The 11,589-nt window shown below is 47.4% G+C and carries 10 protein-coding genes; 9 read left to right on the top strand and 1 reads right to left on the bottom strand.

Translation table 11 applies throughout. The features are described 5' to 3' along the window. The 6 genes from FD01_RS16730 to FD01_RS11380 all read left to right on the top strand — a co-directional run. A partial coding sequence (locus FD01_RS16730; protein WP_235802963.1) for a hypothetical protein occupies positions 1-197 on the top strand: 197 nt, incomplete at its 5' end. A gap of 49 nt (positions 198-246) precedes the next feature. Then, complete coding sequence (locus FD01_RS11360) at positions 247-1,608, top strand: extracellular solute-binding protein (protein ID WP_152164613.1); 1,362 nt, start codon at positions 247-249, stop codon at positions 1,606-1,608. 271 nt (positions 1,609-1,879) lie between these two features. Then, positions 1,880-2,731, top strand: a complete 852-nt coding sequence (locus tag FD01_RS11365) for a carbohydrate ABC transporter permease (protein ID WP_054718347.1) — start codon at positions 1,880-1,882, stop codon at positions 2,729-2,731. Between the two features lie 12 nt (positions 2,732-2,743). Continuing rightward, the gene (locus tag FD01_RS11370; RefSeq protein WP_082611875.1) at positions 2,744-3,568 is read left to right on the top strand and encodes a carbohydrate ABC transporter permease; all 825 of its coding nucleotides are present in this window, start codon (positions 2,744-2,746) and stop codon (positions 3,566-3,568) included. A 52-nt stretch (positions 3,569-3,620) separates the two neighbouring features. Continuing rightward, on the top strand, positions 3,621-6,674 hold the full coding sequence (locus tag FD01_RS11375) for an alpha-mannosidase (protein ID WP_054718332.1): 3,054 nt from the start codon (positions 3,621-3,623) through the stop codon (positions 6,672-6,674). Positions 6,675-6,950: 276 nt separating this feature from the next. Beyond that, positions 6,951-7,394 carry a PTS sugar transporter subunit IIA gene (locus tag FD01_RS11380; protein WP_054718335.1) on the top strand — a complete coding sequence of 148 codons (444 nt, stop codon included), beginning with the start codon at positions 6,951-6,953 and terminating at the stop codon, positions 7,392-7,394. A 651-nt stretch (positions 7,395-8,045) separates the two neighbouring features. Here FD01_RS11380 and FD01_RS11385 read toward each other — a convergent pair. After that, positions 8,046-8,585, bottom strand: a complete 540-nt coding sequence (locus FD01_RS11385; RefSeq protein WP_054718338.1) for a PadR family transcriptional regulator — start codon at positions 8,583-8,585, stop codon at positions 8,046-8,048. An 89-nt stretch (positions 8,586-8,674) separates the two neighbouring features. On the opposite strand from FD01_RS11385, the gene FD01_RS11390 reads away from it, so the two are divergent. From FD01_RS11390 to FD01_RS11400, 3 genes are all read left to right on the top strand, one after another. Beyond that, positions 8,675-9,226 (top strand): phenolic acid decarboxylase, encoded by a 552-nt coding sequence (locus FD01_RS11390; protein ID WP_054718341.1) that lies wholly within the window; start codon positions 8,675-8,677, stop codon positions 9,224-9,226. A gap of 154 nt (positions 9,227-9,380) precedes the next feature. Continuing rightward, the gene (locus tag FD01_RS11395; RefSeq protein WP_056964390.1) at positions 9,381-10,073 is read left to right on the top strand and encodes a response regulator transcription factor; all 693 of its coding nucleotides are present in this window, start codon (positions 9,381-9,383) and stop codon (positions 10,071-10,073) included. Beyond that, on the top strand, positions 10,066-11,439 hold the full coding sequence (locus FD01_RS11400) for a sensor histidine kinase (protein WP_054718344.1): 1,374 nt from the start codon (positions 10,066-10,068) through the stop codon (positions 11,437-11,439). The genes FD01_RS11395 and FD01_RS11400 overlap by 8 nt, the downstream gene beginning before the upstream one ends. Positions 11,440-11,589 lie beyond the last annotated feature (150 nt).

Consider the following 11,589-nt stretch of genomic DNA (forward strand, 5'->3'; position numbering starts at 1 on the left):
TTCGCCTCACGGTGTCGTGCCACGGAGTGGCTAACTTGTTCTTGCAATTTGCGTTTCATGCAAAATCACGAAATTTTGTAGAAAATATCGGAAATCAAAAATTGATTGCGCTTTCACTTCACCGTATATTGAGCATGTTCGAATTGTGTTATGCAACACCTACAAGTTCAGTTGAGGAGTTGATGGCAAAATATTGAAGACGTAGCCAAAATGTTGGAGGCATTGTTTCCTTAGGAGGGAATCATAATGAAGTTACGCAAGTGGGCAACTGTAGGGGCGACTGCGTTAGCTGCTTTGGTATTAGCAGCCTGCGGGTCGAGTTCAACTAAAGATAGTAAGACAACGACAGTCAAGGTCGCGTGGCGGTCGTTAGGTAAAGGCGATAGTATGTATCGCGTTTATTCCAAAGCTTGGATCTCAAGTTTTGAAAAGAAGCATCCAGACATCAAAATTGAATTACAGCCGATTTCTGCTACTGAAGGGGATTACTTCTCCAAACTTGATTTAGCCATGAAGTCCGCTGATACCACACCTGATATTGTTAATGAAGATACATTTATTCTGCCTGCCGATGCAAAAGCCGGATACTTAACTGACCTTGGACCTTATGTGAAGAACTGGTCTGACTGGAAGAACTTCACTGCGGCTTTGAAGAAAGGCTCTCAAGGCTCAGATGGTAAGCAATATGGGATCCCAGGCACCACTGATGCGCGTGGCTTGTGGACCAACTTATCCGTTACCAAAAAGGCTGGTCTTTCAAGCACTTGGGCACCAAAGAACTGGGACGATATTTTAAGCGCTGCTAAGAAGATCAAGAAAGCTGATTCATCTTCAATTCCATTTGCAATGGGGGTTTCCACCACGAATGGTGAATCCGTTGCGATGCAGACGTTTGAAATGTTGCTTTATGGAACTGGCGAAACGCTGTATAACGAATCTTCCAAGAAGTGGAACATCAATTCTCAAGGGATCTTAGACAGCTTGAACTTCGTCAACTCCATTTATAACAAAGACAAGACCGGTCCAAGTTTGTCCATTGCGATGAACTCAAACTATGGCTCCACGATTTTCCAAGACAAATTCCCTAAAGGTCAAGTTGGGATGGCGTTGGATGGTAGTTGGAATACTGGTAACTGGACCAAAGACGGGGTTGCTCCGATCAGCAACATGACTAAGAAACTCGCGTTCAACTTGATGCCAACTCAAAATGGCACCAAGCCTGGATATGTCACCATGGCGGGTGGCTGGACTTGGGCTGTTCCTGCTAAGTCTAAGAACCGCAAAGCTGCAATCACTGTGTTGAAAGCCATGAACACCAAGAAACTTGCTGTTAAGCGTGCGGTTCAAGAAGGAACTTTGACGGTTCGTGATGACGCGGCTAAAGATCCAGAATATTTGAAGAAGCCTTTCATCAAAGAAGCTTCTGTTGCTTTGAAGAATGCTTACTTCCGTCCTAAGAATGACTTATATCCAAAAGTTTCCGTTGCCATTCAAAAGATGGTTGAAGATGTTGCCACTGCTCAAAAGACGCCTCAACAAGCGGCTGCTAAGTACGCCACTGATGTTAAAGGGATCGTTGGTGCCGGCAACACTGAAACTCAGAAATAATTGACCCAATCGAATTTGCGGTTAGTCCGGATCAACCGCCTAACCGCATTTTTTTAAATCGCAATGTGAACGCATTGCGCTAGACGCAAATGGATTTGAGTTTGCGTCTAGTTGTAAAAAGGCCGTAACCGAGGTTTTGGCTTTCTTCCAGCTAGACGAGCTCAAATCGAAAATGATGAAAGAGGTGAGTGTGATGGATGCCACTAATCCAGTACCGCCGTCCAAACATCCAAAAGCTAAAGTCAATGCCCAAGATCGCACCAAGCGCCGTATGTCAGTTTGGCTGATGATGCCAAGTTTCATTTTGCTGTTGATCTTCTTTATTACCCCAATGGCGTTGACGGTATTATTTTCCTTTACGAACCTGTCCTTAACCGGGGCAAGTGCTTCTGCCTTGCACTTTATCGGTTTCCAAAATTTTGTCACCATGTTTAAAGATCCGCAATTGGCCCGTTCCATTTGGAATACGATCATCTTCGTGGTGTTATCTGCCGTGATCGGTCAATGTTTCTTCGGATTCTTGATTGCCTTTATGATGCGTGGTAAAAACACGGCATTTCGCCGGATTGTGGGTTTGATCATTATCGCAGCTTGGGTCACACCAGAAGTCGTTGTTGGTTTCTGCTGGGTATCCTTCCTTGGCGATAACGGGACCTTGAATATGATCGCCCATACCTTGCTTGGTGCAAAACCTGTGGCTTGGCTATATACCTTCCCAATGACTGCTGTCGTAATCGCCAATATCTGGCGTGGAACTGCCTTTTCCATGATGGTCTTCCAAACCGCTTTGGATGATATTCCTCAAGAAGTTGAAGAAGCAGCCTACATGGATGGGGCCACTCGTTGGCAAGTTGTCACCCATATTACCATTCCAATGGTGCGTGGGACGATTGCCACCAACATGATGTTAGTCACACTGCAAACGTTAGGCGTGTTCACTTTGATCTACACCATGACTGGTGGCGGTCCAGGGAACTCGACGTCAACCTTGCCAGTGTTCATGTACAAACAAGCCTTCGTTAGTTATCAATTAGGCTATGGGACTGCGATTTCGTTAGTTCTGTTAGCGATTGGTGCGATCGCAAGTATCTTGTACATGCGGATCTTGAAAGTGAAATTATAGGGGGATGCGCTCATGATGAGAGAAAATAAGGCTATGCGCCTGCTTCAATATATCATTTTGACGATCATCGCTCTGTTATTCTTACTGCCGTTGGTCTGGATGTTGTTCAGCTCGGTTGACCCGCATGCGATTCAAGCCATTCAGCTTCCTAAACAACCAACCTTAAAGAACTTCTCGGCAATTTTAACAGATCCAACCTTAATGAAGTCCTTTGGCATCGGCTTGTTGGTGTCAGGTTTCCAATCCGTGTTTGTGGTGATCGTCAGTGTGTTAGCAGCATATCCGCTGTCTCGTTATCCGTTACCTTGGAAAAAGCCTTTCTTGTTGAGTATCTTGTTCTTGACCTCACTGCCAATGACTGCGGTGATCGTGCCAGTTTATCAAATGTTTTTGTACATGAAGTTACAAAACTCTTTGATCGCCACCACGATTTTCATGATCTCGACTAGCTTGCCTTATGGGATCTGGATGATGAAGAACTTCATGGATTCCGTGCCAGGTGAATTGGAAGAAGCGGCTTGGATCGATGGCGCCTCAGTTTGGGGCGGCGTTCGCAAAGTCGTCATGCCTTTAATGTTACCTGGGATCTTCACAATCGGGATCTTCACCTTTACTGGGTCATGGGGGAATTTCTTCGTGCCGTTCATTTTGATCACGTCACCAGAAAAACTGCCTGCTTCCGTTACGATTTTCCAATTCTTTGGCAACAACGGCTTAGTTGATTACGGTCAATTGGCAGCGTTCTCAGTTTTATATACCTTGCCAGTGGTCGTGTTGTACACTTTCGCACAACGTTACATGTCCAAAGGCTTCAGTTTCGGTGGGGCCACCAAGTAAATCAAATCAATGTGGGAGCTGGCGACGGCTCCTTCTTTTGGAGGGATAGAAAATGGCAGATCCATTGCGTCAGTTCAAGCGTAAGTCAGCCCAACAACTCGGCTACTTGCACGATTACTACTATCAAACATTCCATGATGTTCAAGATTTAACCATCGCCGAAGACACGCGCTCAGACAAACGCCGCATCCCAGACTTTGATACGTGGGATCCGATTGCGATCGGCGCACATTGGTCGGGACGCGATCGCTATTACTGGCTGCATTTCACGGTTAAAGTGCCGACTTTACAAGATGATCCGTTTGTCATCCACATGAATCTCGGACGCACCGGTGATGGCAACAACTCCAAGTATGAAGGCTTGATGTTCGTCAACGGACAAGTGCGCCAAGCGGTGGATTCCAATCACGAAGATGCGTATTTCAATGCGGACTTCAGCGGTCAAACCCTCGATATCTACATCAAAATGTGGACGGGCCTTGAAGGTGGCGGCCCGCAAAAGATCCAACACTACACCTTGAAGTCATTGTGCTTTGGCGTGCTCAACCAAACGGTGGTGGAAACTTACGATTACCTCAGCAACATCGTGGGTGTGATCGGCCAACTCGATGTCGACGAACCCCTGCGTTATGCTTACTTGAATTTGATGACGAGTTGTTTTGATCAGTTCAACTGGGCGCAATTAGACGACGAGTCGATCACCCCAGTTTGCGTTAACGTGTTGAATCAGATCAAAGCCTTCATCGCCGACCACCCTGGCCAAAAGAAAGCATATCAGATCACGGCAGTTGGCCACACCCATATCGATGTCGCTTGGTTGTGGCGCTTGAAACATACCCGTGAGAAAATCGCGCGCTCATTTTCCACGGTGTTGGAACTGATGAACGAGTATCAGGATTACGTCTTTTTCCAAAGCACGCCGCAAGATTATGCGTTCTTAGCCGAAGACTATCCTGAGTTGTTCGACCAGATCCAACAACGGATCAAAGAAGGGCGCTGGGAAGCAAACGGTGGCACTTGGCTTGAACCGGATACCAACATTCCGTCTGGCGAATCACTGACGCGGCAGTTCTTATATGGCGGGCAGTATTTCAAAGAACATTTCAACGCCAAACAAAACGTCTTGTGGTTACCTGACGTGTTCGGCTATTCTGCCGCGACGCCTCAGATCATGCATCAATTCGGCGTGGATAATTTCATGACCACCAAGATCTCCTGGAATGATACCAACCGCATGCCGCATGACACCTTCAAGTGGCAAGGTATCGACGGGACGCAGGTGTTGACGCATTTTATCACCACGGTTGAAACTGGAACAGACTTTGGTGATCGCACGGAATGGCGCTATACCTATAACGGTGAGTTGATCCCACAAACGGTGTTCGGCTCGTATCATGTGTATGCCGACAAAGGGCTCAATGATGACATCTTAGTCAGCTACGGCTATGGGGATGGCGGTGGCGGTCCGAATCGCGAACAGATCAAAAATCGCCAGATCTTAAATCAACTGCCAGGTGTGCCAACAGTGGTACCGGGACGGGTCGATGATTATTTTGATCGCTTGAATCAAAAAGTGGCCAAACATCCTGAACAACTCGCGACTTGGCGCGGTGAGTTATATTTGGAATATCACCGTGGCACTTACACCTCACAAGCCCGCGTCAAGCAAGCTAATCGCCAAGCCGAATACGCCTTGCGCGATTTGGAAATGCGCTACACCATGGCTCACGTCACCCAAGGCGTGCCATATCCATCAGAAGCCATCAAAGCGTTATGGGTGATTTTACTGCGCAATCAGTTCCATGATATTTTACCAGGCAGTGCGATCCATGAAGTTTATGATGATGCGAAAGTCGAATTTGGCCAATTATTTGACGGGGTCGCCGAATTAAATGCCAAACTCGATACCTTGACCTTAACACCAAAAGCTGGCAACACCTTGATCTCAAATGATCTGCCATGGACTCGGAGCGAGTTGGTGGCTGTTGATGGTGAATTGCAGCCGGTGAAAGTTCCAGCCTTGAGCAGCATCAGCTTGACGCAAACCCCAGAATCGACCACTGAAACCACAGCGCAAGTTGGTGAGCACACCATTGAAACGCCATTTTATTGTGTGACTTACGCTGAAGACGGCCATGTGACCAGCTTGTATGATCTGCGGCTTGAGCGCGAATTGTTCACGGAAGCTGGCGGGAACGTGTTGACGGTTTATGAAGATCGCCCACTGGATTTCAATAACTGGAATATCGACGCTGACTATCCGCAAAAAGCCACAGTTTTACAAGCGGATGCACTGGACTTGACGGCAAACACGGCCAATTACGTCGATTTGACCACGACTTATCATTACGGCCAGTCGTCGTTGAAACAAGTGATGCGCTTGTATGCCAAGGATCCGCGGATCGATTTTATCACTGATATCGATTGGCATCAGCATGAAGAACTGTTGCGCACAGCGTTTAATACCCAAGTGCTGGCAGACAATGCGCGCTTTGATATTCAATATGGGAATGTGTTGCGGCCAACTAATGACAACACTAGCTGGGATCAAGCCAAATTTGAAACTGTCGCGCATAAATGGGCAGATCTCTCTGAACCAGATTACGGCATCGCCTTGCTCAATAATGCGAAATATGGCTATCGCGTCAAAGGTCAACAGCTGTCGATGACGCTGTTGACGTCTGGAATCGACCCAGACACCCAAGCCGATCAAGGTGAACACCACTTCACATACAGCTTGTTGCCGCATGCTGGGAACTTTGCTGAAGGACAAGTGGAACAAGCCGCAGAAGCATTGAACCAACCATTGACGATTGCCCAAGATGTCGCAGGCGACGTGTTCAAACCACTGATCAGCTTTGATCAAAAAGCGATCGCCTTAGATGCAGTGAAAATGGCTGAAGCAGGCGATGATGCGATCGTGCGCTTGCATGAATATCTCGGTCGCAATGCGACGATCAAATTGAAGTTGAACTTCGATGCTCGAGCGGTTTATGCTGGGTTGCTGAATGAAACAGCGGATACCAACGAGAACTTGTTGCATGACGGTCATATTGAAATCGAGCTACATCCTTATCAAATCGTGACCTTGATGATCAAACTGTAGGAACGAGGCTGAGACATAAAGCGGTCTTAGCCCATAATACAAGCGCCTCTGCATCACGATTTGCTCTTTAATCGCGGTGTAGAGGCGTTTGTATGCCTGGGCGTTGCTTTATGGAACGCGACTTTGCCGAAATCAAGAATTATGTCTCAGCCTAGTTTTTGCGTGGAAAATGCGGTTTTCGCCCACTTTTTAAACAAATTTGTGATTTATCCTTGACCTGTAACGCGTTACAGCCGTTACAGTGTAACCGTAAACAAAACCAAGGAGGTCGCGAAAATGCTCATTGCCGATCATGCACCAGTTTATCCGCGCGTAAAGTTAAATCGTTATGACAAACTCACTGCTTTACAACAAGCTGCGGTATTCTTACACCAAGATCGCGGCCTCGATTTTCAACAAGCCATTTCCAGCCTTTTGGCCAGTGCTGCGCGTGATGCGTTGCAACTAAATGACCGCACAGCCTTGATCCATGCCACTGACCCCAACTGTGTCAAACCCGAAGTGTTGGTGATGACTTTGCGCAAGCCGATCATGTGGACGCTGTTCAAAAAGCCGATCGATTATTTGATCGTGTTGCGGGTGCCGCAATTGTTCAACGATGTGCAACTGCAACAATTGCGCGATCGCGCCCAGGCAGTGGTCGCTCAAAACCATCAGTTTTTTGCCCAATGGCGCGATGATCCCGTCGGTTTAGGGATGTTTGCCGATGATTTAATTTGAATCGTAGCGATGAGGCTCAGACGTCATTCGTCTGAGTCTCATTTTTTGTCAACGTCCAGCGTTTGTTGGCAAATCTAGCGCAACGCACACAAAGCCCACGAAATGAGTTGCCATTTCGTGGGCTTCTGGCGTTTACGCCAAATCAATATGCAATTACGTCAGTGCAGCTACCATAATGTATCAAGTACGTTTCTGTGCAGCATTGGGGGATTGGCCCAAGACCACTTTGACCACTACTAGGCTCTGCATTGCCTTTCGTGTACAGACGTCGACTTGCTTCCCATATCACCATGAGGAACTCGGCCCGGTGTAATCATATGAGCCCCTTAGAGCCCTTCAGTGCCGGCACTTCAAGATGCTAGAGATCCAATGGTTACCAACAGTTAAGCTGGGCCACTGCGGACCTGTCTCACTGGGTTTGCGGGGCACTTCCCCCCGTTGCGAAGAGACCGAGGCAACGTGCGCTAAGTTGCCTTCTCCACCTTATTAACGCATTCAGTTTACTACCATCACGCAACCGTGACAAGACCAGACGCTATAAACGTTTTTCATAAAAAAGCAGAAAAACTGGGTTCAACGTTGATGTGAATGCCTTTGGGTCAGGTTGAGGCCGAAAAACTTTTTTGGACGTGTGGATCACTCAATTTCTTTTTAACGGCAATGGGTCAAAGCCGTTGCTAACCAATCACAGTATTCGTGTTCCCGGGACACTGCATGTTGGAGGATCAAATAATGTCCGAGCCCAACTGTGGGTGCCCCATCAGGAAACTTGGTCGCCAGCTGATGCTCTAAGTGGGTGCGTTTGGCCGTATGTTCAACTTGTTGGGCTTCAAGCATCGGACGCAAACGGGCGTCGTTGGCATCGGGGATGAAGTAAAGCTTTAATGCAAACTCATCTTTGCCATTGGTTGACGCTGGCGTTGGTGCGGCGAGCCAGTTGTTTAAGGTATCTAACCCTGTGTCAGTGATCGCATAGCGTTTGCGCGCGAGCTTTTCGCCGGTGACTTCTTCGGTGTGGGTCAAAGATCCAGCGGTTTCGAGTTTTTGCAGTTGGGGATAGATCTGTGAATGTTGGGCTGACCAGAATTCGCCGATGTCTGAATCAAAGGCCTTGGTCAGCTCATAGCCAGTCAGCGGCGTTTGATGAAGCAGGCCTAAAATAATGAATTGCAGTAAATTACGTTGTGCCATGAATTTTCCTCTTGACGATTTGATAAGTTGAGTATAACATAATCACGTTGATTAAAACATGTCATTAATGACACATAGGAGGAACGCACATGGCAAACTTGAATCACTTAGATAAGCATTTTGAAACTTTAGATGATTTCTTAGGCACGCACTTCATTTATACTTACGACAATGGTTGGGAATATGAATGGTACGCTAAAAATGATCACACCGTTGACTACCGCATCCACGGCGGCATGGTCGCCGGGCGTTGGGTCACCGATCAAGAAGCGCACATCGCGATGTTGATCCCAGGCGTGTACAAAGTCGCTTGGACGGAACCGACTGGGACTGACGTGGCGCTGGATTTTGTGCCGAATGAACATAAGCTCAACGGCACGATCTTCTTCCCGAAGTGGGTCCAAGAACATCCAGAAATCACGGTCACTTACCAAAACGAACACATCGACTTGATGCACGAATCCCGCGAAAAGTATGAAACTTATCCAAAGCTGGTCGTGCCAGAATTTGCACACATCACTTACATCGGTGATGCCGGTCAAAACAACAACCAAGTGATCGCCAAGGAACCTTATGCTGGGATGCCAGATGATATCCGCAACGGCAAGTTCTATGATGACAATTATCAAATGATCAAGTAATCGAAAAGCCTCAAACCGCATCCGTGGTTTGAGGCTTTTTTCTTAAACAAAAGTAATGTTTGCCGCCGTCACCGCTTACGTGACAACACTGTTAGATTGTGCGCCTGAAGAATATGTTATTCTTGCAATAGCAATTTGCGAAAAGGGGGAGCACATGGCACAGTCATTGTTATTAGTGGAAGATGAAGAAAGTTTGACCACCTTTTTATCCTCAGAACTCAAATTTGAAGGCTATGATGTCAATGTGGTGCACGACGGCTTGAGTGCTTGGCAATATTACCAAGCTCACGGCCAAAGCCTCGACTTGGTGATTTTAGATTGGATGTTGCCCAAACTCGATGGCTTAGAAGTCTTACGGCGCATTCGCAAAAATGACGACTTGCCAGTGATCATGATGACGGCCCGCGATTATGTCGGCGATAAGGTGGCAGGGTTAGATAACGGGGCCGATGATTACATCACCAAGCCTTTTGATATCGAAGAATTGCTGGCGCGCGTTCGTGTCTGTGTCCGTCGGCAAAACCATACCCCGCACAGTACTTATACCGTTGGGGATTTGACGCTTGATACTAAAGCCCGTACCGTGCGGCGAGGCAATCAAGTGGCAGTGTTGACCCCGCGTGAATACGAGTTGTTGCTAGCTTTGATCCAACATGCCGATAATCCCATGACGCGCGATGAGTTGTTGGACACGGTATGGGGCCAAGATTTCGATGGGCAAGTCAATATTGTGGATGTTTACATTCGCTACTTGCGCAACAAGTTGGACTTGCCGAATACGACGCCATTGATCCACACAGTGCGCGGTGTCGGTTACGTGTTATCAGCGGACTGGTGCCATGCCTAAAAATACCGAATCTAGCGCGAGTCGGATTTCGCGCGCTTATGCCTGGTTACTCACTGTATTGATGCTGGCGGTGGGGGTGGTCACCATCAGCGTGGTCGGCGCGCATTTGATCCACAACAAACAAGATGATGCGTCACAGTTGATGACGACCTTGCAAAAAAGCTTCGCCGACAACAAACCAGACTGGGATTATTGGCGTGATACTGCGAATGTCAACATGCATACCAGCTTTGTGCGTGTGATCGTACGACCGCATGCCAAACCCACGCGCTATTACTACACCAAACATACGCAAGCCTTTTTGAAAGATGATTGGAATACTTGGGCGTTGTGGTCGCATGTCCAGTATCAACAAAAGCACGGGATCTATTACCACTTAGCTGAAACCAAGTATTATGGCAAAACCAAAGTCACTTATGAATTGTGGTTGAGTTTGAATAATATGATCGAATTATTCAAGCTGACGCTTTTGGTGATTGTGGTGATGAGTATGATCGGCTTATTGTTAGGCATTTGGTTGATTCATATTTTTGCCAAACGGCTCAACCAACCGCTGGTAGATCTGACCACTGCGGCTGAAACCATCGTGGAAGCTAAAGACGCGACTTATCATGAAACGTTGCCAGTACCTGATGGCCCTGCAGAAGTGCGAGCATTAGGCATCGAATTCAACCGCTTGTTGACCAGTTTGAATCAACAAGTGATCCGCGACCATCAATTTGTTTCCGATGCGTCGCATGAGTTGCGGACACCGTTAGCGGCAATTCGTGGGCATGTGGGCTTGATCCGCCGGCACGCCAAAGATCATCCTGAAATCGTGCCAGAATCCTTAGCCACTATCGAATCATCAAGCCTTGCGATGCAAGAGTTGATCGAGCGATTATTGAGCTTGTCACGAATGGATCATGCGCATCTGGCAGGCGATTGGTTTGATTTGACGAAGCTTGCGCAACGCGTGGCCACCAGCTATCCGATCGGTGACCATAAGCCCTTGCAAGTGATCGGCACAGAAACAGTGTTGGCCTATGCGCATCGTGATTCGATCGAACAAGTGGTAGTGGCATTACTCAACAATGCTGAAAAATACGGGGAAGACTCTCAAATTACCCTTGAAGTCTCGCGCACGCATGATCGGGCGCTGTTGTCTGTGTCTGACTTAGGTCCAGGGGTTGCAGACGTTGATAAGGCCAAAGTGTTCGACCGGTTCTATCGCGTGGATGCTTCGCGCGAAAAACAAATCGGTGGTACCGGATTGGGCTTAGCCATTGCCAAGCGCTTGATCGATTTGAATCACGGTGAACTGGAAGTCATCGATAATCATCCAACTGGGGCTAAATTTGTGATCAGTTTGCCGACGAATAATTAAATATGATGAAGACTAAGGCGAAATGCCTTGGTCTTTTTTGTTGTGGCGTAAAAATCATGATTGACGTTTTGAAGTTGACTGCCATTTAGAAACCGAGCGCGATTCTGAGAAATTCTCAGGTTAATTTCAACAAGCTTAAGGGGATGACTC

Source organism: Lacticaseibacillus manihotivorans DSM 13343 = JCM 12514 (assembly GCF_001435035.1).
GTDB classification, from domain to species: domain Bacteria; phylum Bacillota; class Bacilli; order Lactobacillales; family Lactobacillaceae; genus Lacticaseibacillus; species Lacticaseibacillus manihotivorans.

What these genes read in the sequence shown, in the direction of transcription:
- FD01_RS11360 (WP_152164613.1), top strand. Translation starts at nt 247, where the DNA reads ATGAAGTTACGCAAGTGGGCAACTGTAGGGGCGACTGCGTTAGCTGCT.
- FD01_RS11365 (WP_054718347.1), top strand. Translation starts at nt 1,880, where the DNA reads ATGTCAGTTTGGCTGATGATGCCAAGTTTCATTTTGCTGTTGATCTTC.
- FD01_RS11370 (WP_082611875.1), top strand. Translation starts at nt 2,744, where the DNA reads ATGATGAGAGAAAATAAGGCTATGCGCCTGCTTCAATATATCATTTTG.
- FD01_RS11375 (WP_054718332.1), top strand. Translation starts at nt 3,621, where the DNA reads ATGGCAGATCCATTGCGTCAGTTCAAGCGTAAGTCAGCCCAACAACTC.
- FD01_RS11380 (WP_054718335.1), top strand. Translation starts at nt 6,951, where the DNA reads ATGCTCATTGCCGATCATGCACCAGTTTATCCGCGCGTAAAGTTAAAT.
- FD01_RS11385 (WP_054718338.1), bottom strand. Translation starts at nt 8,585, where the DNA reads ATGGCACAACGTAATTTACTGCAATTCATTATTTTAGGCCTGCTTCAT.
- FD01_RS11390 (WP_054718341.1), top strand. Translation starts at nt 8,675, where the DNA reads ATGGCAAACTTGAATCACTTAGATAAGCATTTTGAAACTTTAGATGAT.
- FD01_RS11395 (WP_056964390.1), top strand. Translation starts at nt 9,381, where the DNA reads ATGGCACAGTCATTGTTATTAGTGGAAGATGAAGAAAGTTTGACCACC.
- FD01_RS11400 (WP_054718344.1), top strand. Translation starts at nt 10,066, where the DNA reads ATGCCTAAAAATACCGAATCTAGCGCGAGTCGGATTTCGCGCGCTTAT.